This window comes from Pseudomonas sp. SP16.1 (genome assembly GCF_052682975.1).
In genome coordinates, this window is record NZ_JBQYFZ010000001.1 from 1,114,843 (window position 1) to 1,134,106 (window position 19,264).

Annotated in this window: 21 protein-coding genes; 14 read left to right on the forward strand and 7 right to left on the reverse strand. The window is 67.2% G+C overall.

Going from position 1 to position 19,264, the window contains the following annotated elements; genetic code table 11:
• Positions 1–124: 124 nt before the first annotated feature.
• Complete coding sequence (locus ACUTAF_RS05510) at positions 125–991, reverse strand: sulfurtransferase (RefSeq protein WP_445579027.1); 867 nt, start codon at positions 989–991, stop codon at positions 125–127.
• A gap of 170 nt (positions 992–1,161) precedes the next feature.
• Here ACUTAF_RS05510 and ACUTAF_RS05515 point away from each other — a divergent pair, with 170 nt between their 5' ends.
• The 3 genes from ACUTAF_RS05515 (at position 1,162) to ACUTAF_RS05525 (ending at position 4,341) form a co-directional block, all read left to right on the forward strand.
• Positions 1,162–1,968, forward strand: a complete 807-nt coding sequence (locus tag ACUTAF_RS05515; RefSeq protein ID WP_445579028.1) for a lysophospholipid acyltransferase family protein — start codon at positions 1,162–1,164, stop codon at positions 1,966–1,968.
• A gap of 186 nt (positions 1,969–2,154) precedes the next feature.
• The gene (gdhA, locus tag ACUTAF_RS05520; protein WP_445579029.1) at positions 2,155–3,492 is read left to right on the forward strand and encodes an NADP-specific glutamate dehydrogenase; all 1,338 of its coding nucleotides are present in this window, start codon (positions 2,155–2,157) and stop codon (positions 3,490–3,492) included.
• A gap of 168 nt (positions 3,493–3,660) precedes the next feature.
• Positions 3,661–4,341, forward strand: a complete 681-nt coding sequence (locus ACUTAF_RS05525) for a spermidine synthase (protein ID WP_445579030.1) — start codon at positions 3,661–3,663, stop codon at positions 4,339–4,341.
• 42 nt (positions 4,342–4,383) lie between these two features.
• Here ACUTAF_RS05525 and ACUTAF_RS05530 read toward each other — a convergent pair whose 3' ends face one another.
• Complete coding sequence (locus ACUTAF_RS05530; protein WP_445579031.1) at positions 4,384–5,445, reverse strand: SMP-30/gluconolactonase/LRE family protein; 1,062 nt, start codon at positions 5,443–5,445, stop codon at positions 4,384–4,386.
• Between the two features lie 132 nt (positions 5,446–5,577).
• On the opposite strand from ACUTAF_RS05530, the gene rnd reads away from it, so the two are divergent.
• The 5 genes from rnd to ACUTAF_RS05555 all read left to right on the forward strand — a co-directional run bounded on the left by rnd (position 5,578) and on the right by ACUTAF_RS05555 (position 9,853).
• Positions 5,578–6,711 (forward strand): ribonuclease D, encoded by a 1,134-nt coding sequence (rnd, locus tag ACUTAF_RS05535; RefSeq protein WP_445579032.1) that lies wholly within the window; start codon positions 5,578–5,580, stop codon positions 6,709–6,711.
• A complete protein-coding gene (locus ACUTAF_RS05540) occupies positions 6,708–7,001 on the forward strand; it encodes a YcgL domain-containing protein (RefSeq protein ID WP_445579033.1) in 294 nt (97 codons plus the stop codon). The genes rnd and ACUTAF_RS05540 overlap by 4 nt, the downstream gene beginning before the upstream one ends.
• A 3-nt stretch (positions 7,002–7,004) precedes the next feature.
• The gene (locus ACUTAF_RS05545; protein ID WP_445579034.1) at positions 7,005–7,937 is read left to right on the forward strand and encodes a D-2-hydroxyacid dehydrogenase; all 933 of its coding nucleotides are present in this window, start codon (positions 7,005–7,007) and stop codon (positions 7,935–7,937) included.
• A 128-nt stretch (positions 7,938–8,065) separates the two neighbouring features.
• Positions 8,066–8,515, forward strand: a complete 450-nt coding sequence (locus ACUTAF_RS05550) for a YcgN family cysteine cluster protein (RefSeq protein ID WP_445579035.1) — start codon at positions 8,066–8,068, stop codon at positions 8,513–8,515.
• Positions 8,516–8,623: 108 nt separating this feature from the next.
• Positions 8,624–9,853: a hypothetical protein gene (locus ACUTAF_RS05555; RefSeq protein ID WP_445579036.1), complete on the forward strand. Its 1,230-nt coding sequence runs from the start codon at positions 8,624–8,626 to the stop codon at positions 9,851–9,853.
• Positions 9,854–10,013: 160 nt separating this feature from the next.
• On the opposite strand, the gene ACUTAF_RS05560 is transcribed toward ACUTAF_RS05555, so the two are convergent.
• Entirely contained in the window at positions 10,014–10,364 is a 351-nt protein-coding gene (locus ACUTAF_RS05560; RefSeq protein WP_397488558.1) for a YajD family HNH nuclease, read from the reverse strand.
• An 84-nt stretch (positions 10,365–10,448) separates the two neighbouring features.
• On the opposite strand from ACUTAF_RS05560, the gene ACUTAF_RS05565 reads away from it, so the two are divergent.
• Positions 10,449–10,766, forward strand: coding sequence for a hypothetical protein (locus ACUTAF_RS05565; RefSeq protein ID WP_445579037.1), 318 nt, complete (start codon positions 10,449–10,451; stop codon positions 10,764–10,766).
• Between the two features lie 96 nt (positions 10,767–10,862).
• On the opposite strand, the gene ACUTAF_RS05570 is transcribed toward ACUTAF_RS05565, so the two are convergent.
• The gene (locus ACUTAF_RS05570; RefSeq protein ID WP_445579038.1) at positions 10,863–11,333 is read right to left on the reverse strand and encodes a cyclic nucleotide-binding domain-containing protein; all 471 of its coding nucleotides are present in this window, start codon (positions 11,331–11,333) and stop codon (positions 10,863–10,865) included.
• 86 nt (positions 11,334–11,419) lie between these two features.
• Complete coding sequence (locus tag ACUTAF_RS05575) at positions 11,420–13,456, reverse strand: S9 family peptidase (RefSeq protein WP_445579039.1); 2,037 nt, start codon at positions 13,454–13,456, stop codon at positions 11,420–11,422.
• Between the two features lie 112 nt (positions 13,457–13,568).
• Between ACUTAF_RS05575 and ACUTAF_RS05580 the strand changes: the two genes are divergently transcribed.
• From ACUTAF_RS05580 to ACUTAF_RS05600, 5 genes are all read left to right on the forward strand, one after another.
• Positions 13,569–14,033: an MFS transporter gene (locus tag ACUTAF_RS05580; RefSeq protein WP_445579040.1), complete on the forward strand. Its 465-nt coding sequence runs from the start codon at positions 13,569–13,571 to the stop codon at positions 14,031–14,033.
• Positions 14,034–14,083: 50 nt separating this feature from the next.
• Complete coding sequence (locus tag ACUTAF_RS05585) at positions 14,084–14,530, forward strand: HIT family protein (RefSeq protein ID WP_445579041.1); 447 nt, start codon at positions 14,084–14,086, stop codon at positions 14,528–14,530.
• A gap of 4 nt (positions 14,531–14,534) precedes the next feature.
• Positions 14,535–15,308: a class II glutamine amidotransferase gene (locus tag ACUTAF_RS05590; RefSeq protein ID WP_445579042.1), complete on the forward strand. Its 774-nt coding sequence runs from the start codon at positions 14,535–14,537 to the stop codon at positions 15,306–15,308.
• Between the two features lie 13 nt (positions 15,309–15,321).
• Complete coding sequence (locus ACUTAF_RS05595; protein ID WP_445579043.1) at positions 15,322–15,846, forward strand: DUF2937 family protein; 525 nt, start codon at positions 15,322–15,324, stop codon at positions 15,844–15,846.
• A gap of 94 nt (positions 15,847–15,940) precedes the next feature.
• Complete coding sequence (locus tag ACUTAF_RS05600) at positions 15,941–16,987, forward strand: DUF2167 domain-containing protein (protein ID WP_445579044.1); 1,047 nt, start codon at positions 15,941–15,943, stop codon at positions 16,985–16,987.
• A gap of 48 nt (positions 16,988–17,035) precedes the next feature.
• On the opposite strand, the gene ACUTAF_RS05605 is transcribed toward ACUTAF_RS05600, so the two are convergent.
• Positions 17,036–18,214, reverse strand: coding sequence for a vWA domain-containing protein (locus ACUTAF_RS05605; RefSeq protein ID WP_445579045.1), 1,179 nt, complete (start codon positions 18,212–18,214; stop codon positions 17,036–17,038).
• Between the two features lie 105 nt (positions 18,215–18,319).
• A complete protein-coding gene (locus ACUTAF_RS05610; RefSeq protein WP_445579046.1) occupies positions 18,320–19,165 on the reverse strand; it encodes an AAA family ATPase in 846 nt (281 codons plus the stop codon).
• Positions 19,166–19,264 lie beyond the last annotated feature (99 nt).

Below are 19,264 nucleotides of genomic sequence, written 5' to 3' on the forward strand. Positions count from 1 at the left end.
GATAAAGGCCCCACCGGGAGCGGAGTTAGCCGCTCATTCTCAAGTCTAGTGCGACCTTTATCTTGTAAAAGGCTGTTTTTAAATTGTTTTAGGCTTTCGGTTATTGCCCATATTCCCTCGGGGCCTATTGACCGCTCTCGTCACCGCTGGCCACCGGTCGCTGCGGGTCGGTGATCCATTCGCTCCAGGAGCCGGCGTAGAGCGGCGCCAGCGGATAGCCGGCGAGGCTCAGGGCGAACAGGTTGTGGCAGGCGGTGACCCCCGAGCCGCAGTAGGCCACCAGGCTCTGCGGCGGACGCTCGCCGCGCAGGGCGTCGAAGCGCGCGCGTAACTGTTCGGCGGGGAGGAAATAGCCGTCGGCGTCGAGGTTGTCGGTGAACGCCGCGCATTGCGCGCCGGGGATATGTCCGGCGACCGGGTCGAGCGGTTCCACCTCGCCGCGAAAGCGCGGCAGGGCGCGGGCGTCGAGCAGGCACAGTTCTGGCGAGCCGAGGCGCTGGGTCAGTTGCTCGGCATCCAGCACCAGTGCGTCGTCGGCCTGGCCGACGAAGTCGCCGGCGGCAGGCGTCGGCACCTCCGTCTCCAGCTCCAGGCCGGCCTCGCGCCAGGCCTTGAGGCCGCCGTCGAGCAGGTACAGGTCGTCGCGCTTGCCCAGCCACAGCAGCAGCCACCAGGCGTGCGCGGCGAACGCGCCGGAGCCGTCGTCGTAGAGCACCACCTGGCTGCCTGCGCGCATGCCCCAGTCGCGCAGGCGCTGGCTCAGTCGCGCCGGGTCGGGCAGCGGATGGCGACCGGTGACGCCTGGCACGATCGGCCCGGACAGGTCCCCGTCGAGGTCGGCGAAGCAGGCGCCGGGGATATGCCCTTGCAGGTAGCTGCGCCGACCGTAGGCCGGATCCTCCAGGGCGAAGCGGCAATCCAGCAGGACCAGGCCGGGTTGCTGCAAGCGTTGCTGGAGCTGGGCGGGGGTGAGCAGTTGGGCGAGCGGCATGCTGGCTCCTGTGTCGTGGACGCGGTGGCGGGCATCATAGCGCCAAGATGCAAGCCCTGGTGTCCTGCGGGTCGCTTTTCGCGACGCGCCGGCGGTCGTCCGGCAGCGTCCGCTGCGATTCGCCGGGGTTTGAAGAGAATCGACGATCTCCCGTGAAGAAGGAGCGCTGCATGCAGAGCCTGCACCCCATCGCCCATGGCACGACCCTGGCCCGCCGTCTCGGCGTAGTGCTCGGCTCGCTGGCTGTGACCCTGTATTTCTGCCTGCTGGTGATCGGCAGCGCCGCCCTCGGCCGGCTCGATCGCGGCCGTGTGGACCGCTACACCTGCAGCTGGTCGCAGCTGCTGCTGCGCCTGGTGCGCATGCGCCTGGCGGTGCACGGCGCCTGCCCGGACTTCGGCGACGGCCGCCGCTACCTGATCCTGTGCAGCCACGCCAGCCACTACGACATCCCGGCCAGCTTCGTCGCCCTGCCCGGCTCGATCCGCATGCTGGCCAAGCGCGAGCTGTTCCGCATGCCCTTTCTCGGCCGCGCCATGCGCGCCGCCGAGTTTCCCTCCATCGCCCGCCAGCAGCATGCGCAGGCGCTGCGCGACCTGGCGCGGGCGCGGCAGATGATGGAGAGCGGCATCGTCCTGTGGGCCGCGCCGGAAGGCACGCGCTCGCCGGATGGCCGCCTGCAGCCGTTCAAGAAGGGCTGCTTCCACCTGGCCCTGGATACCGACGCGATCATCGTGCCGGTGGCCATTCGCGGCATCCAGCACGTGCTGCCGGCGCGCACCTGGCGCTTCAACCTGGACCAGCCGGTGCAGCTGCTGATCGGCGCGCCGATCGACGCCGGCCGCTACGGCCGTGACGAGCTGCCGCGGCTGATGCTCGATACCCGTGCCGGCATGGAGCGCCTGCTCTACGGCGTCGAATCGCAGGCGCCGGCGCCGCGCCCGGATGTCGCGCCGGCCTGCGTGCTCGAAAACTGAGCGCAATGTGAGTCGATCTGGTGCGATGTTCTGCCGTGCGCTCTGGGTTCGGTGTTTTAGATGGATTTTTCCGATAGGTTTGTGTGCACCAAATAGTTTCATAAAGGCGATATATTGATCTGTTTTGGTGCCTTGGCACTCTGATAGAGTGCCGCGCATTCTGTCTGCCTGGCGTCGAGGTGCCGCATGTCGTTGTCCGTTGAAAGCTTCCTGTCGCGCCTGAAGCAGCGCGATCCCGATCAGCCGGAGTTCCACCAGGCGGTGGAGGAAGTGGTGCGCAGCCTGTGGCCTTTCCTGGAGGCCAATCCGCGTTATCGCGAGGCGGGCATCCTCGAGCGCATGGTCGAGCCGGAGCGCGCCATCCTGTTCCGCGTACCCTGGGTCGACGACCGCGGCCAGGTGCAGGTCAACCGCGGCTACCGCATCCAGATGAGCAGTGCCATCGGCCCGTACAAGGGCGGCCTGCGCTTTCATCCCTCGGTGAACCTGGGCGTGCTCAAGTTCCTCGCCTTCGAGCAGGTGTTCAAGAACTCGCTGACCTCGTTGCCCATGGGCGGCGGCAAGGGCGGCGCCGACTTCGATCCCAAGGGCAAGAGCGAGGGCGAAGTGATGCGCTTCTGCCAGTCGTTCATGAACGAGCTGTATCGCCACATCGGCGCGGATCTGGACGTGCCGGCCGGTGATATCGGCGTCGGCGCCCGCGAGATCGGCTACCTGTTCGGCCAGTACAAGCGCCTGTCCAACCAGTTCACCTCGGTGCTGACCGGCAAGGGCCTGAGCTACGGCGGCAGCCTGATCCGCCCCGAGGCCACCGGCTACGGCTGCGTGTACTTCGCCCAGGAGATGCTCAAGCGCATCGGTGAGGGCTTCGAAGACAAGCGCGTGGCCATTTCCGGCTCCGGCAACGTCGCCCAGTACGCGGCGCAGAAGGTCATGGAGCTGGGCGGTCGGGTGATCTCGCTGTCCGACTCCGAAGGTACGCTGTACGCCGAGGGCGGCCTGAGTGACGAGCAGTGGCAGTACCTGATGGAACTGAAGAACCAGCGCCGCGGTCGCCTGCGCGAGATGGCCGAGCATTACGGCCTGCAGTTCCTCGCCGGCCAGCGGCCGTGGCACCTGCCTTGCGATATCGCGCTGCCCTGCGCGACGCAGAACGAGCTGGACGGTGAGGATGCCCGCACCCTGCTGAACAATGGCTGCATCTGCGTGGCCGAAGGCGCCAACATGCCCTCGACCCTGGAAGCGGTGGACCTGTTCGTCGAGGCCGGCATCTGCTACGCGCCGGGCAAGGCCTCCAACGCCGGTGGCGTGGCCACCAGCGGCCTGGAAATGAGCCAGAATGCCATGCGCCTGCACTGGAGTGCCGGCGAGGTGGACGAGCGTCTGCATGGCATCATGCAGAACATCCACCATGCCTGCGTGCACCACGGCGAAGAGAACGGCCGCATCAACTACGTCAAGGGCGCCAATATCGCCGGCTTCGTCAAGGTGGCCGATGCGATGCTGGCGCAGGGCGTGGTCTGAGAACCTGCTCAAAGGCTGACTTTGAAAAGGCTCTGAAAGCGGCGTCGCTGTAGTCACGAGGCCTCGCGTGTCAACGCGGGGCCTCGTCGTTTCTGGCGGGGCTGTGCTGCTCGGCCGATTCAGGCATGCTGCCTGCCCCCACGCTCGCTACACAGGTCTTCGTTCTGCATGAAACGTTTTGTCTTGCTCGACACCGCTCCGATCCCGGGCACCAATGGTGCGCTGAACCTGTTCGAGTACGGGGACGACTTCGTCATCAAGATTGCCGGTGGTGATGGCGGGCAGCTCATGAATACACGCATGCACGGCTCGGAAGATGCCCTGGCGGCAATTCCCTGCAAACAGATCGCTGGCCGTCCACAGGTGCGGGTACTGATCGGAGGTCTGGGCATGGGCTTTACCCTGGCCTCGGCGCTACAGCACCTGGGGGCTGACGCCGAGGTGGCGGTGGCCGAGCTGGTGCCTGGCGTGGTCGAGTGGAACCGTGGCCCGCTCGGGGCGAAGTCCGGTTATCCGTTGAATGACCCGCGTGCAGTGATCATTCAGGAGGACGTCGCCAAGGTGCTGCAGGCCGCCGAGCAGTGCTACGACGCGATCATGCTGGACGTCGACAACGGTCCCGAAGGACTGACTCAGAAGGGCAATGACTGGCTGTACAGCATGGACGGCCTGCGTCAGTGCGCCAAGGCGCTGAGGCCCAGGGGCATGCTGGCAGTGTGGTCGTCCAGCGCCGACCGGGCATTTTCGGAGAAGGTGCGCAAGGCGGGCTTCAAGGGCGAGGCGGTGCAGGTGTATGCCCATGGCAACAGGGGCACGCGGCATACCATCTGGATTGCCCAGAGGGTCTGAGCTGGCTGCCCAGGTCGTGAGTGACCTGGGCAGCTGCATTGCTCAGTGAATCTGCAGTTTGCCGATACGGTCGTTGTCCAGGCTGCCGAAATACAGCTGGTCGCCCACCGGTTTTACCGAGGTGACCATACGCAGGTGCGTGCCGCTGGTGTCGTGCAGGCTGCGCACGATCTCGCCCTGTTCATTGAGGGCGATGGCGAAACCGTAGGGGATCGCCTTCGGCCACAGCGCGCGCGGCAGCTTGGCCAGTTGCGCCTTGAGCCAGGGGTGGCGGTGGAGGAAGTCGGCGTCGGCCTTGCGCGGGGTGGGCAGGGCGACCCAGAAGGTGCCCTGGCGGTCGCCCTGCAGGTTATCCGGCAGGCCTGGCAGGTTGTCGATGAACACCTCGTGCTGGCCGGCCTTGTCGCCCTTGAGCCAGTAGCGGGTGATGCGATAGCGGTAGGTCTCGTTGACCAGCACGAAGTCCTCGTTCGCCGACAGCGCCACACCGTTGGCGAAGTACAGGCCATCAAGCAGTACGCGGGTCTCGCCGCTGGCCGGGTCATAGGCCAGCAGGCGGCCGTGCGGGCGGGCTTCGAGCAGGTCGAGCAGGTAGTCCGGTTGCTGGAAGCGCGAGGAGGCGTCGCTGAAGTAGATGGTGCCGTCGCTGGCGATATCCAGGTCGTCGGTGAAGGCGAAGGGCAGGCCATCGGCCTCGGTAGTCAGTACCTTGATCGCGCCTTGCGGGTCGATGCTCAGCAGGCCCTTGTAGGCGTCGGCGACGATCAGCTGGCCGGCGGCGTCGAAGTCCATGCCCAGCGGACGGCCGCCGGTGTCGGCGAAGGTCTCCACGCTGTCGTCTTCCTGCACGCGGACGATGCGCCCGTCGTGCAGGCCGGCATAGACCCGGCCCTGGCTATCGACTGCGGTATCTTCCGGGCCATGCAGCTGGCCCTGGGCGAGCAGCTCGGCCTTCATCAGGGTGTCGTTGGCCTCCAGCACGCCGGTCATGGCCGGCGCGGCGGGCGCGTCCCAGCCCAGCGGGTCGATGGGACTGGGGGTGATGGCCAGGTAGCCGGCCGCGGCGGCCAGCAGCACGACGAGCAGGGCAAGCAGTTTCTTCATTGTTGTTCTTCCGTGTCGGGGGCAAGCGATGCGCGGCACAGGTTACACAGTTCGCCGGCGCAGTGGCAGGGCGCTGCCCCACCCGGGAGCCGGGGCATATATACTGCGCGGCATTCTTCACGGGAGAGCCGCGTGGCTAACGATATTCACTGGATTCGCGACGACGCCAGCCTGGCCGAGCATTGCGCCGCCTGGCAGGCGTTGCCCTTCGTCGCGCTGGACACCGAGTTCATGCGCGTCGACACCTTCTACCCCATCGCCGGCCTGCTGCAGGTCAGCGAGGGTGCGCGGGCCTATCTGATCGACCCGCTGTGCATCGGCGACTGGGCGCCCTTCGCCGCGCTGTTGCAGGCGCCGCAGGTGGTCAAGGTGCTGCATTCGTGCAGCGAGGACCTGGAGGTCTTCCTGCGCCTGACCGGCAGCCTGCCGGCGCCGCTGTTCGACACCCAACTGGCCGCCGGCTACCTCAACCTGGGCTTCTCCATGGGCTACTCGCGTCTGGTGCAGGCGCTGCTGGACATCGAGCTGCCCAAGGGCGAGACCCGCTCCGACTGGCTGCAGCGGCCGCTGTCGCAGACCCAGGTGAGCTACGCCGCCGAGGACGTGCTGCACCTGGCGGAGGTGTACCTAGCGCTGACCGCGCGCCTGTCGCCGGAGAAGAATGCCTGGGTGCTGGAGGATGGCGCCGAACTGGTCGCCGGCTTCGGCCGCGAGGTCGACCCGGAGCAGGCCTGGCGCGAGGCCAAGCTGGCCTGGAAGCTGTCGCGCCAGCAACTCGCCGTGCTGCGCGCGCTGTGCGCCTGGCGCGAGCGCGAGGCGCGGGCGCGCAACCAGCCGCGCAACCGCATCCTGCGCGAGCATTCGCTGTGGCCGCTGGCGCGCACCCAGCCGGACAACCTGGTGGCCCTGGCGCGCATCGAGGACATGCACCCGAAGACCGTGCGCCAGGACGGCGAGACCCTGCTGGCGCTGATCCGCGAGGCCGCCGCGTTGCCGCCGGGCGAGTGGCCCGAGGCGCTGCCCGAGCCGCTGCCGGTGGAGGCCGCGGCGCTGCTGAAGAAACTGCGCGCCATCGGCCAGCGCGAGGGCGAACGCCTGGAGATCGTGCCCGAGCTGATGCTGCGCAAGAAGACCCTGGAAGCCCTGCTCAAGAGCGGCTACCCCAGCGGTCCCTACCAATTGCCCGAGTCCCTGCGCGGCTGGCGCCGGGAGCTGATGGGCCAGGCGCTGCTCGACTGCCTGGCCGCCGAAGGAGAATCCGCGTGAAACGCATCTGTTCGATCTACAAGAGCCCGCGCAAGAACGAGATGTACCTCTACGTGCTCAAGGCCGACGCCCTGAGCCGGGTACCGGAAGGCCTGCTCGGCGTGTTCGGCCCGCCCGCGCACGCCTTCGACCTGGTGCTGACCCCCGAGCGCCAGCTGGCCCGCGAGGACATCGCCCAGGTGCTGGAGAACCTCGAGAAGCAGGGCTACCACCTGCAGATGCCGCCGCCGGAGGAGGAGTACATCGAGCACCTGCCGGACGAACTGCTGCGCCGCAACGACCCGGTCTGAGCCATGCGCCTGCTGATTGCCGAACAGGATCACGCGCTCTACGCCGAGCTGATTCGCGCTGCGCGGCCCGAGTTGGTGCTGCTGACCGGCGCCGACCCCGTCGAGCTGGCCGCGGCGGCGGGCGACTGCCCGTTGTGGCTAGGCCAGCCCGATCTGCTCGCACCGCTGCTGCGCCAGGGCCTGCGTCCGCAGTGGCTGCAGTCGACCTGGGCGGGGATCACGCCGCTGCTGGCGGCCGACTTGCCACGCGACTATCGCCTCAGCCGCGCCGTCGGAATCTTCGGCCAGGTAATGGCCGAGTACGTGCTCGGCCATCTGCTGGCGCATGAAAGGCGTCTGTTCGCCCGCCTGGCGGCGCAGGTCGAACAGCGCTGGGATCACGGCCTGCCGCGCAGCCTGGCCGGGCGGCGCGCGTTGATCGTCGGCTGCGGCGATATCGGCGAAAGCGTGGCGCGTTTTCTCGTCCCCTTCGGCCTGCAGGTGCGCGGCGTGGCCAGCGCGCCGCGCGAGCAGGCGCCTTTCGCCGAGGTCGCCGGTCTGGACGCGTTGCCGCGCCTGGTCGGCTGGGCTGATTACGTGATCAACCTGTTGCCCGATACCCCGGCCACCCGCGATCTGTACGACGCCAGCCTGCTGGCCCGTTTCCGCGCCGAGGCGCTGCTGATCAATGCCGGGCGCGGCGCCGCGGTGGTCGATGCCGATCTGGTGGCGGCGCTGGAGCAGGGCCGACTGGCCGGCGCGGTGATCGACGTCTGCCGCGAGGAGCCGCTGCCGCCCGGCCATCCATTCTGGACGGCGCCGCGCCTGCTGCTCACCGGGCACAGCGCCGCACCCACCGAGCCGGCGCTGATGGCCGAGCTGTTTCTCGACAACCTGGCGCGCTGGCGGGCCGGCCAGGCGCTGCGCGGCGAGGTGGCGTTCGCCCGGGGTTATTGAGCGGCGAGCTGGTGCGCGCGGCGCACCCTACGAGAAGCGGCTCTGCCGTTCGGCATCCGCCGCTTGGCCGTGACCGGCGCTCGGGCTAGACTGCCGCGCTTTTCTCCTTCGAGCTTCTGCCTGTCGCCATGGCCGCCAAAGTCGAACCCTTCTGGAAACGCAAGACCCTCGCCCAGCTCGATCAGGACGAGTGGGAGTCGCTGTGCGACGGTTGCGGCCTGTGCTGCCTGCAGAAGCTCGAGGACGAGGACGACGGCGCCGTCTACTACACGCGCATCGCCTGCAAGCTGCTGGATCTCAAGACCTGCCGCTGCAGCGACTACGCCAACCGCGCCAAGCACGTGCCGGACTGCATCCAGCTCACCCCGGCGCAGGCCGACCAGTTCCAGTGGCTGCCGCCGACTTGCGCCTACCGCCTGGTCAGCGAGGGCAAGGACCTGCCGCTGTGGCACCACTTGGTGTGCGGCGATCCCGAGGCGGTGCACGTCGAGCGTATCTCGCAGTCCGGGCGCATGCTCAGCGAGAACAGCGTGGCCGAGGACGACTGGGAAGAGCATCTGATCTTCCGCGCGGGTTGATTGCATTCGGGCTTCGTGGCAAATCTGTGCGCCCTGCCATGGAATTGCCCGAAGGCGTCGCGGTCATATCGGATCGCCGCGTCCCCACCGTACCAGGAGCCTTGTGCGATGCCCGCTCGTTACCCCTTGTTGTCCCTGCTGTTGCTGAGCCTGAGCCTGCCGACCTGGGCAGCCACGTACAAGGTCGATCTCGACTACCGGGTGCGCTTTCTGCCCGAAAGCAACCAGGCCGAAGTCAGTCTGACCCTGGAGCAGGGCGAGCGCGTGCTCGGCCTGGATTTCGATCTGGGCGAGGAGGGCCGCTACGGTGACTTCGAGACCGACGGCCAGTGGTCGCAGGAGACGCCCGGACGCGGCGTCTGGCAGCCCGCCAGCGGCAAGAGCCGCCTGAGCTACAAGGTGCGCATCGATCACGAGCGTGAGCCGGGGCGCTTCGATGCGCGGATGACCGAGGACTGGGCGTTGCTGCGCGGCGACGATCTGGTGCCCAGCGCCGTGCTGCGCCAGGAAGACAGGACCGAGCTGGTGGCGCGCCTGCAATTCGACCTGCCCAAGGGCTGGAAGAGCGTGGAAACCGGCTGGCCGCGGATCGGCACGAACCGTTTTCGCATCGACAACCCGCAGCGCAAGTTCGACCGCCCGACCGGCTGGATGATCGCCGGCAAGCTCGGCACCCGCCGAACCCGCCTCGGTGAAACCGATGTCGCCGTAGCCGCGCCGGTGGGCGAGGGCATGCGGCGCATGGACGTGATGACCCTGCTGACCTTCGTCTGGCCGGAGCTGCAGGCGGTGTTCCCGCGCGACCCGGACAAGCTGCTGATCGTCGGCGCCGACGACCCGATGTGGCGCGGCGGCCTGTCGGCGGCCAATTCCTACTACATGCATGCAGAGCGCCCGCTAGTCAGCGAGAACGGCACCAGCTCCCTGGTGCATGAGCTGGTGCACGTGTTCAGCCGCATCCAGTCGCGCGAGCGCAGCGACTGGATCACCGAGGGCCTGGCCGAGTACTACGCCATCGAGCTGGTGCGCCGCGCCGGCGGCCTCGGCGAGGATCGCTACCAGAAGATCCGCGAGCAGCTGCAGCGTTGGAGCAAGCCGGTCGACAGCCTGCGCACCGACCGCGCCAGTGGCCCGGTCACGGCGCGGGCGGTGCTGTTGTTGCAGGAGTTGGACCGGGAAATCCGCCAGAAGACCAGGGATCGCGGCGCGCGCTCGCTGGACGACGTGACCCGCGGCCTGATGCGCCTGGACAAGGCCAGCACCAAGGATTTCATCGAGATCAGCGAGAACGTCATCGGCGGGCCGTCGCGGGTGCTGGATACGCGGTTGCTGCGCTGAGGCGCCTCTGGTCTCGGCGCCGCGTAGGGTGGATCGCGCTTTATTGATCCACCGTTTCGCTGGTTAGGAAAGCGACGCGCTACTTTGCGAGCGCTGTGGTGCGCGCGGCGCACCCTAGGGTATGCGCTCGTGGGTTCACCCAGGCCGCGCGCCGGGTGCTCTAACGCTTGAGCAGCGCCTCCAGCCCGGCCAGTGCCTTGTGTGTCACCTTGCTGCCGGAGCCGGCGCTGGCGGCTTCTTCCTTCTGGTAGTGCAGGTCGACCTGACGCTGGTGCTCGTTGTCGTGACAGTACAGGCACAGCAGCTCCCAGTTGGAGCCGTCCTCCGGGTTGTTGTCGTGGTTGTGGTCGCGGTGATGCACGGTCAGCTCGCTCAGGCGTTTGCCGCTGAACTCGCGGCCGCAGCGGCCACAGATATGCGGATACATCTTCAGCGCTTTTTCGCGGTAGCTGGTTTCGCGGCGGCGCTGGGCTTCGGCGAGGATCTGGTCCAGTTTGCTGGTGCTGCTCATGGCGTGGCTCGTGCTCGGGTGGCGAACGTTGGCGTTCAAGTGCTGCCAGAATAGAACGAAAGTTCGCCGATCAGGAGCCCCGTCATGCGTCTATCTATCCTCGCTGCAGTGATCCTGGCGTACGCCGCTGCTGCGCTGGCCCAGCCCCAGCAGCCGCCACGCATGCCGGCAGTGCCTGCCGCGGGCGCGCCCGGCACTGCCACCCCGCAACCCTACGGCCAGCCGCAGAATGCGCCGATCCAGCGTCAGGGACCGGGAACGGCGCCCTTGTTGCCGCCGCCGCAGGGGCAGCGCGTGCCGGGCATGGCGCCGCTGCAGCCGAAGGACCAGCCGCTACCGCAGCTGGAGCAGCAACTGCAGCGCAATCGCCAGCCGACCGAGCAGGGGAAGACGCAGAACTAGGGAGCGCTGTCTCGGCAGTGCGTGCGCCCTGGAGCCGCTGCGCACCTCGGTGCGCACGGCGCACCCTACAGATCCGCGACGCGGCCTGGATATGGCTTAGATCTGGTTGACCAGTTGCCCGTCGGCCATCCGCAGACGCTTCGACATGCCCACGGCGATGGCGCGGATCAGCTGGGCCGCGGCCTTGGGCGCTTCCACGAGCATCCGCTCCAGGGCGTCTGTGCCCAGGGTCAGCAGCACGCTGTCGCTGGCCGCCACGCAGGTCGCCGAGCGCCGCTCGCCGTCGAGCACCGCCATTTCACCGAAGGCGCGGCCCTTGCGCAGGCAGGTGATCTCCACTTCCTCGCCGCTGACGTTGGTCTTGCGCACCGAGACCGCGCCTTGCTGGAGGATGCACATGAAGGTCCCGGCGTCGCCCTCGCGGAAGATCAGCGTGCCTTCCTCGATCTGGCTCAGGTTGAAGTAGCCGGCCACGGTGAATACGTCGCCGGCAGGCAGTTGGTCGAACAGGCCGCAATCCAGCAGCATGTCGCGGATGGCGTCGATCAGGTGGGAAGTGTCGGGCATGGTTGTGCGCAATGGCGATAGCGGGTAGGCGACCTTAGCCGCTGCGGCAGGCGTTGCCAATCGCTGTTGGTCGCCTGCCGGCAACGTCAGGCGAGCCCCAGCACCTTGAACAGGAAGGCGTACTCCAGGGCCACGTCGCGGATGCCCTGGTAACGGCCGCTCATGCCGCCATGGCCGGCGTCCAGGTCGGTCTTGAGCAGCAGCAGGTTGGCGTCGGTCTTGCGCTCGCGCAGGCGCGCCACCCATTTGGCCGCCTCCCAGTACTGCACGCGGCTGTCGTTGTAGCCGGCCACCGCGAGAATCGCCGGGTAGGCCTGCTCGCGCACGTTCTCGTAGGGCGCGTAGGCCTTGATCCGCGCGAACACCTCCGGCTGGTTGGGGTCGCCCCATTCGTCGTATTCGGTGACGGTCAGCGGCAGCTCGGGATTGAGCATGGTGTTGAGCACGTCGACGAAGGGCACCTCGGCGATGGCCGCAGCGAACAGCTCCGGGCGCTGGTTGAGCACCGTGCCGATCAGCAGGCCGCCGGCGCTGCCGCCGCTGATGGCGAGCCGCTCCGGGCTGGTCAGGCCGGCGCCGATCAGGTGTTCGGCGCAGGCGATGAAGTCGCCGAAGGTGTTGGGCTTGTGTTCCAGCTTGCCGGATCGATACCAGGCCTCGCCCATCTCGCCGCCGCCGCGCACGTGGGCGATGGCGAAGACGAAACCGCGATCGAGCAGCGACAGGCGGGCGTGCGAGAACCAGGGATCCAGACTCGCCCCGTAGGCGCCGTAGCCATAGAGATAGAGCGGTGCCGGCGTGCCAGCAGCGAGCACCTCGCGGCGCGCCACCAGGCTGATCGGTATCTGCGTGCCGTCGGCCGCGGTGGCCCACAAGCGCCGACTTTCGTAGGCCTCGGCATCGAAGGGGCCTTCCACCGGGGTCTGCTTGAGTACCTGCTGCGCGCCGCTGGCCAGCTCCAGCTGGCGGATCTGCGCCGGACGGCCGAGGGCCTCGTAGCGCAGGCGGATCACCGGGCTGTGGAACTCCAGGCCGTCCTGTACGTGCAGGCTGTAGGCGGCGTCCGGCAGCTGCACCCGGTAGGCCGCGGCGCCCCGCGGCTGCACCTCCAGCACCGGCAGGCCACCCTGGCGCAGGCTCAGCACCAGGGCGTCGCGGTTGAGGGTGAGGTCTTCGAGCATCACCGCCGGGTCGTGGGCGCGCAGCTCGCGCCAGTGCGGGCGCTGCGGCGCGGCTTCGTCGGCGGCGTAGAGGGCGAAGTTGATGCCGCTCTGGTTGCTGCGGATCAGCCAGCTCCAGGCGCCACCCTGCATACCGTGGTCGACGTCGTACTCGTGGCCGTCCTCGCGTGGCGCCAGACAGGTGAAGGCATCCTGCGGCCGCTCGGCGTCCAGCACCCAGACTTCGCTGGTGGTCTTGCTGCCCAGTTGCAGGATCAGCTGGCGCTCGGAGCTGGAGCGGTAGCAGTGCAGGAAGAAGCGCCCGTCGCACTCCTCGAACACCAGCTCGGCGCCGGGCGTGCCCAGGCGATGGCGGTAGAGCTTGTGCGGCCGGTGGGTGTCGTCCAGCTCGGTGAAGAACAGGGTCTGGCTGTCATTGGCCCAGGTCATGCTGCCGTCGCAGTCGTCGAAGGGCAGCTCGCTGATCTGCCCGCTGTCGAGCTCCTTGACGAACAGGCGGTAGACCTCGTCGCCGCTGCTGTCCAGGCTGTAGGCCAGGCGGCGCTGGTCCGGGCTGACGCTGAACGCGCCGACGGCCAGATAGCCGCCGTCGGCCAGAGCGTTGGGGTCGAGCAGCAGCTGTTCGCTGGCGGCATCCAGGTTCAGCGAGCCGTCCAGCGGGCGGCGGCAGCGGTAATGGCGCGGGTACTCGTCGCCGGCGGTGGTGCGCTGGAAGTACAGGTAGTCACCCCAAGGCACCGGCAGCGACAGGTCGGTCTCGCGGATGCGCCCCTTGATCTCCTCGAACAATTGCTCGCGCAGCGCCTTCTGCGGCGCCAGTTCGGCCTCCAGGTAAGCATTCTCGGCGCGCAGGTGGGCGAACACCTCGTCGCTGTCTCTATTCTCCAACCAGCGATAGGGATCGGCGCCGGGCTCTTGGCGGGCGAGGGGGGCTGCGCTCATGCATAACTCCAGGTGACGCGGCCAATGGCGGGGGCGCCGGGCCGGGGAAAAGCCGCTATCATAAGCGCCCTTTCGTCAGCCCCGCCAACCTCAGGGCCAGGATCGCCGCCTTATGATGAACGAGAACGACTATCTGCTCGCCTGGGCCGCCTACGGCCTCGCCGCCCTGGGCTGCCTGCTGGTGTGGCTGCGCCTGACCGGCTGGATGTGGCGCTACGTGCGCGAGCCGCTGCGGGTGCTGGTCGCCGTGCTGCTGTTCAGCCCGACCATAGTCGATGCGGAGCGCGAACTGTTCGCCCCGGCCATCGCGATAACCGCCATGGACCTGTTGCTCAAGGTGGGCAACAACGCCTGGCGGGCGGTGGCCGACCTGGCCCTGTACGGCCTGATCGCCTTTGCCCTGTATTTGCTGTTCGTCGCCATCCGCTGGCCCATCGAGCGCTGGTGGCAGGGGCGCCAGACGGATACCGCAGTCGAGGACGAAGACCCGCGTACCCTGCGCGAGCTGATGGAGCAGGACGATGAACGCCTCGACCATCGCTTTGAGCGCGGTGGCCGGCTGGAACCCCGGCTCTGACCCTTGACCCCTGAGCGGTCCGCGACTCGGGCCGCCGGCCAGGAGACACCATGGACTGCGTGTTCTGCGCCATCGCCGCCGGCCGCCTGCCGGCGCATCTGCTGCACCAGGACGAGGACTTCATCGTCCTGCTGGATATCTTTCCCATGCGCCCGGCCCATGTGCTGATCGTCAGCCGCGCCCACGCACCGCTGCTGGCGGACCTGTCGGCGGCGGTGCGTGACCGCCTGCTGGCCTTGGCCGAGCGGATGGCGGCGGCACTGCGTTCGGCGGGTTATGGTCGCGAAGGCATCAACCTGGTGATCAACGATGGTCCCGATTCCAACCAGCACGTGCCGCACCTGCATCTGCACCTGATCCCTCGCCGCCCCGGCGATCTGCCGGCGCTGCTCTGGCGCCTGCTGGTGCGCTTCCTGCCGCTGGGGCGCAGGCGCCTGCAGGTGCGCCTGCAAGCCGAGGCCGAACGACTGCGCCGCGCGCTCGGCGAGGAGAACTGACAGCATGTGCGAACTGCTCGGCATGAGCGCCAACGTGCCCACCGATATCGTTTTCAGCTTCACCGGGCTGATGCAGCGCGGCGGGCGTACCGGTCCGCACCGCGACGGCTGGGGCATCGGTTTCTACGAGGGGCGCGGCCTGCGCCTGTTCCAGGACCCGCAGGCGAGCAGCGAATCGGAAGTGGCGCAGCTGGTGCAGCGCTACCCGATCAAGAGCGAGGTGGTGATCGGCCATATCCGCCAGGCCAACGTCGGCCGGGTCTGCCTGGCCAATACCCATCCCTTCGTCCGCGAGCTGTGGGGGCGCAACTGGTGCTTCGCCCACAACGGCCAGCTGGCGGGCCTCGCGGGCGCCACCAGCTTCTACCGACCAGTGGGCGACACCGACAGCGAGGCGGCCTTCTGCGACCTGCTCAATCGGGTGCGTCGCGCCTTTCCCGAGCCGGTATCGGTGGAGGTGCTGCTGCCGGTGCTGGTGGCGGCCTGCGCCAGTTATCGCCGGCTCGGCGTGTTCAACTGCCTGCTCAGTGACGGCGACTGGCTGTTCAGCTTCTGCTCGAGCAAGTTGGCGCACATCACCCGGCGCGCGCCCTTCGGCCCGGCGCAGCTCAGGGACGCCGACCTGAAGGTGGACTTCCAGGCGGAAACCACGCCCAATGACGTGGTCACGGTAATCGCCACCGAGCCCTTGACCGACAATGAGCACTGGTCGCTGTACCGGCCGGGCGAATGGCGGTTGTGGCGCCGCGGCGAGTGCGTCGCCAATGGTAGAGCCTGAGCGAGGGGGAAGGATGTTGCGAAGCTACTTGCGTCTGGCGCTGTTCGCCGTCGGCCTGCTGCTCGGCGTGCAGGTGCCGGGGTTCGTCGACGACTACGCCAAGCGCGTCGAGGCGCACCGCCTGGAGTCGCAGCAGAGCCTCAAGGGCTTCGCCGAGACCGCGCGGCGCTTTTTCGATGGCGATCTGGACGCACTGGTGGCGCACTACCGGGCCAGCGACGATCCGGTGATGCGCAGCGACGCGCAGAGCGTGGCGCATCTGGTGCAGCGCTCCGCACTGCTCGAGCGCGAATGGCAGGCCATGCAGGGGCCCTGGTACGCCCAGGCCTGGCATCTGGCGACCGCGGCCGATGCCCAACTATTCCAGGAAACCCTGCACGCCTACCGCTACCAGGTGCTGCTAACCCCCGAGGCGATCGTCTGGGGTGTCGCCTGCGCCTTGCTGCTGGCCTGGCTGGCGGAGTCGCTCGTGCTGGCGCTCGGCTGGATGGTCGGCATGGGGCGGACGCGGCGGACCCAGCAACGCCACTGGCGCTGAACGGGAAAGTTGCGGCAGTTCGCTCGCCGTTACGGCGCGGCGTGCTACTGTAATACCGCGTTACATTTCCCAACCCGAGTTAAATGGAGTTTCCATGTCGATCAAGGATTCGATCCTGGCGGCCGCGCTGGCGGCCGTCCTGCCGTTCATTCCTCCCGCCTATGCCAACCCCGCAGCCGAGCCAGAGAGCGCCAGCCTCAGCGAGGAAGTCGAGTTGGCCGATGACGAGGCGCAAGGGGTCAGCCCGGAAGAGTTCGTCGCCAGCCTGGCGTTCCAGCACGGCAAGATCGTGCTGGGCGACGACCTGGCCACCCTCAACCTGCCCGAGTCGCTGGTGTTTCTCGACAGCGACGACGCCCAGCGTCTGCTGGTCGAGGGCTGGGGCAATCCGCCGGACGAGGTGCCGCCGCTGGGCATGATCCTGCCGGCGGACGTCTCGCCGCTGGCCGAGGCTTCCTGGGGCGTCACCGTCGAGTTCGAGCCGAGCGGCTACGTATCCGACGAGGACGCCGCCGATCTCGACTACGCCGACATGCTCGAAGACATGCAGGCCGACATGCGCGAGGCCAACGCCTGGCGCGAAGAAAACGGCTACGAGCCGGTGCAGCTGATCGGCTGGGCCGCGGCGCCGCACTACGACGCGCAGGGCAAGAAGCTGCACTGGGCCAAGGAGCTGAAGTTCGGCGACAGCCAGACCCACACCCTCAACTACAACATCCGCGTGCTCGGTCGTAAGGGCGTGTTGGTGCTGAACTTCATCGCCAACATGGACCAACTGGCCGAGATCGAGCGGAACGTGCCGGCGGTGCTCGCAATGACCGAGTTCAACGCCGGCCAGCGCTACGCCGAGTTCGATCCGGATCTGGACACCGTGGCGGCCTACGGCATCGGCGCGCTGGTCGCCGGCAAGGTGGCGGCCAAGACCGGTCTGCTGGCTGTGTTGCTGGTGCTGCTGAAGAAGTTCTGGTTCATTCCGGTGGTGCTGGGCGGCTGGCTGATCAAGCGTCTGGGGTTTCGCAAGAAGGAGGTCGTGAGCGAGCCGGTGAGTGCGCCGCAGGCCGCGCCCACCGAGGTCAGGCCGCAGCAACCGGCGCAGACGGTGATGGATCTGAACCAGGCGGATGACGGCGACAAGCGCTGAGTTAGATGCCTATGAAAAAGGGCCCCGCGGGGCCCTTTTTGCTGCCTGTCACTTGGACAGGTATTTCATGCCGTCTTCCAGCCCCTGCAGGGTCAGTGGGTACATGCGGTCCTCGATCAGCTCGCGGACGATATTGGTCGAGGCGGTGTAGTTCCAGCTGTCCTTGGGGTAGGGGTTGATCCAGATGAGCTTCTTGAACTTCTCGCTGAAGCGCTTCATCCACACGTAGCCGGCTTCCTCGTTCCAGTGCTCGACGCTGCCGCCGGCCTGGGTGATCTCGTAGGGCGCCATGGCCGCGTCGCCGACGAACACCACCTTGTAGTCGGCGCCGTACTTGTGCAGCAGGTCGAGGGTGGAGGTGCGCTCGCTGGTGCGGCGCAGGTTGTTCTTCCACACGCTCTCGTAGATGAAGTTGTGGAAGTAGAAGTATTCGAGGTGCTTGAACTCGGTCTTGCAGGCCGAGAACAGCTCCTCGCAGACCTTGACGTGGGCGTCCATCGAGCCGCCGATGTCCAGCAGCAGCAACAGCTTGACCGTATTGCGCCGCTCCGGGCGCATCTGGATATTGAGCAGGCCGCCGTCCTTGGCGGTGTGGTCGATGGTGCCGTCGAGGTCGAGTTCCTCGGCGGCGCCCTGGCGGGCGAACTTGCGCAGGCGGCGCAGCGCCACCTTGATGTTGCGCGTGCCCAGTTCGACCTGGTCGTCGAGGTTCTTGTACTCGCGCTGGTCCCATACCTTGGCGGCCTTGCCCTGGCGTTTGCCGGCGTCGCCGACGCGAATGCCCTCGGGGTTGAAACCACCCGAGCCGAAGGGGCTGGTGCCGCCGGTGCCGATCCACTTGTTGCCGCCGGCGTGCCTTTCCTTCTGCTCCTCGAGACGCTTCTTGAACTCCTCGATCAGCTTGTCCAGGCCGCCTAGGCTCTGGATCTGGGCGCGTTCCTCGTCAGTCAACAGGCGCTCGAACTCCTTGCGCAGCCATTCGTCGGGGATCATCGCCTCGATATGCTGGTTAAGGTTTTCCAGGCCCTTGAAGTAGGCGGAAAAGGCGCGGTCGAACTTGTCGAAGTGGCGTTCGTCCTTGACCAGGATGGCGCGCGACAGGTAGTAGAACTCGTCCATGTCGGCGAACACCACGTTGTGCTTGAGCGCGTTGATCAGGTCGAGCAGCTCGCGCACCGACACCGGCACCTTGGCCGCACGCATTTCGTTGAACAGGTTGAGCAGCATGCTGGCGATCTCCCGATTACCCGTAGGGTGGATGACGCTCTTTTCATCCACCATGCCCTTAGGGTGGTGGAAAACGCTTCGCGGTTTTCCACCCTACTGGCTGGCTTATCGCGACGCGCGGCGCGCCATGAAGGCCAGGCGCTCGAGCAACTGCACGTCCTGCTCGTTCTTCACCAGGGCACCGGCCAGCGGCGGGATGGCCTTGGTCGGGTCGCGCTCGCGCAGCACGGCCTCGCCGATACTGTCGGCCATCAAGAGCTTGAGCCAGTCCACCAGTTCGCTGGTCGAGGGCTTCTTCTTCAGGCCCGGGACCTTGCGCACGTCGAAGAACACGTCGAGCGCCTCGGCCACCAGCTCACCGCTGATGTTGGGGTAGTGCACGTCGACGATCTTCTTCAGCGTGTCGCGGTCGGGGAAGGCGATGTAGTGGAAGAAGCAGCGGCGCAGGAAGGCGTCCGGCAGTTCCTTCTCGTTGTTGGAGGTGATGATGATGATCGGGCGCTGCTTGGCCTTGATCGTCTCGTTGGTCTCGTAGACGTAGAACTCCATCTTGTCGAGTTCCTGCAGCAGGTCGTTGGGGAACTCGATATCGGCCTTGTCGATCTCGTCGATCAGGAGGATCACCCGCTCGTCGGCCTCGAAGGCCTCCCACAGCTTGCCCTTCTTGATGTAGTTGCGAACGTCGTGAACCTTGTCGGAATCGAGCTGCGAATCGCGCAGGCGGCTGACTGCGTCGTACTCGTAGAGGCCCTGGTGCGCCTTGGTGGTGGACTTGATGTGCCAGGTTATCAGCTTGGCGCCGAAGGCCTCGGCCAGCTGCTCGGCGAGCATGGTCTTGCCGGTGCCCGGCTCGCCCTTGACCAGCAGCGGACGCTGCAGGGTGATGGCGGCGTTGACCGCGAGCTTGAGGTCGTCGGTGGCGACGTAGGACTGGGTGCCTTCGAACTTCATCGGAAAATCCTCGAACGGTGACGGCCGGCGCTGCCGGGCGTTCGCAATCTGGTGGAGACGCCGACTATAACGTGAGGGCCGGCAAACTGTGAACGCAGA